The sequence below is a fragment of the Streptomyces sp. NPDC045956 genome (genome assembly GCF_056430705.1).
This window is the reverse complement of record NZ_JBWKKZ010000033.1, coordinates 1-2144: the sequence shown is the minus strand read 5'-3', so window position 1 is coordinate 2144 and position 2144 is coordinate 1. Positions and strand designations below refer to the sequence as shown.

Here is a 2144-nt window from a genome sequence, read left to right as displayed (position 1 = left end):
AAAGCAGCCACCCGACCAAGCCCCCACACCCGCGCACCCACCGCACACGGCACCTCACCCGACCCCACCGCCACCGCACCCCGAGTCACCACCCACAGGGGTGCCTCCAGCGCGGCGTCGGCCAGGGCCTGGATCGTCAGCAGCACCGCCGCCGTTCCCTGGTCCAGGCCGGGATGTCCGGCGACCGCGGCCCCACCGGAGTCGTGGAGGAGCAGTACTCCGGCCAGGCCCTCCGGGCTCCGCGCGAGCCCGGCCAGCCGTTCCGCCAGGGCGCCGCGGTCCGGGGTGTCCGTCCGCGGCGATCCGGCGTCCTGTTCCAGCGGCCACACCAGACGGGTGACCTCCGCGCCGGCCGCGCGCAGTGCCCGCTCCGCGGCGTCCGCGGAGTCCGTACGCTGCCCATGCTCGACCATCAGCCAGCGATCCGAGGGGCCGAACCTGACAGCGTCTGCCTCGATCGCCTGCCAGGTGACGCGGTAGCGCAGTCCCGCGGTCCGCGCGGCCGTGCGGTACCGGTCGTGCCAGGCGGCCAAGTGCGGCAGTACGGCGCGCAGTTCACCTTCGATGCCCGCGTCGTCGGCGCCCAGTCGCGCCGCGGCAGAGGCGGCGTCACCGGCGTGCACGGCGTCCCACAGCGCCTCGTCCCGCTCGGCTTCCGGCAGGGGACGGGCCAAGGAGGCGGTCGTGGCGGTGGCGTCCGTGGCCCCGGCGGGGGCGAGCCAGTAGCGGCTGTGCTGGAAGGCGTAGGTGGGCAGATCGGTGCGCCGGGCCCCGGTGCCCTCGTAGAGCGCGGCCCAGTCCAGGTCCGCGCCCCGCACGTAGGCGCTCGCGGCGGCCCGCAGCACGGTGTCGGTCTCCGGCCGCCCGCGACGCAGCGCGGGGACGAACACGGCGTCGGCCTCCGCGGCCAGGGACTCCTCCGCCATGCCGCACAGGACGGCGTCGGGGCCCAGCTCGATGAAGGTCGCGGCGTCCCGGGCACTCGCGGTGCGCACGGCGTCGGCGAAGCGCACCGGCTGCCGCACCTGGCGGGTCCAGTAGCCGGGGTCCGTCAGCAGCGCGGCGTCGGCGAGCGTGCCGGTCACCTCGGAGACGACCGGCACGCGGGGGGCGTGGTAGTCGACCGTTTCCGCGACCGCGCGGAAGTCGGCGAGCATGGCGTCCATGTGGGGTGAGTGGAAGGCGTGGCTCACCCGCAGGCGCTTGGTACGGCGTCCGCGGGCCGCCAGTTCACCGGCCGCCGCCGATACGGCCGCTTCGTCCCCGGAGAGGACGAGGGCCTGCGGTCCGTTGACCGCGGCGACGACCGCGCCGCCGGCGACGACGGGCCCCAGCGCGGCGGCCTCGGCCTCGGTGGCCTGCACGGCGGCCATCGCACCGCCCTCGGGCAGGGCCCGCATCAGCCGTCCGCGCGCGGAGACCAGCCGGGCCGCGTCGGCCGCCGAGAAGACTCCCGCCGCGTGAGCCGCCACCAGGCCGCCGATCGAGTGGCCCACGAGGATGTCCGGGACCAGGCCCCAGCTCTCCAGGAGCCGGAAGAGCGCGGTCTCCACCGCGAAGAGGGCCGGCTGGGTGTAGTCGGTGCGGTCGAGCAGTGCGGCGTCCGGGGTGGCGGGTTCGGCGAACATCACCGACAGGAGGGGGCGTTCGAGGTGGGCGTCGAACTCCGCCGCGATCCCGGCGAGGGCGTCGGCGAAGACGGGGAACCTCTCGCACAGGTCCCGGCCGGCGCCGAGCCGCTGGGCACCCTGCCCCGAGCAGAGGAAGGCGATCCCGCGGCCGCGACGCGCGACACCCGTCACCAGGGTCTCCGGCGAGCGGCCGGCGGCCAGCGCGGCGAGGTCCTCCACGACCGCCCGGGGCTCGTGCACCAGCGCCACCGCCCGGTGTTCCAGGGTCTCCCTGGTGGTGGCCAGGGAGTATCCGATGTCGGCCGCGGGGGCGAGACCGTCGTCGGTGCCCTCCGGGTGGCCCCGGCGGGCGAGGGCGGCGAGCCGTTCGGCCTGGCCGCGCAGCGCCTGTCGCGAGCGTGCCGAGAACACCCAGGGGAGCGGGCCGGCCACCGTGCCGGTCCGGTCGGGTCCAAGGCCGTCCGCGTGCTCGCCCTCCGGCGTCTCGACCGGTGCCTCTTCCAGGACCACATG

1 protein-coding gene is annotated in these 2144 nt (G+C 76.3%); it reads right to left on the bottom strand.

Translation table 11 applies throughout. The features are described from left to right. A partial coding sequence (locus AC07FV_RS34790; RefSeq protein ID WP_479091765.1) for an acyltransferase domain-containing protein occupies positions 1-2144 on the bottom strand: 2144 nt, incomplete at both ends.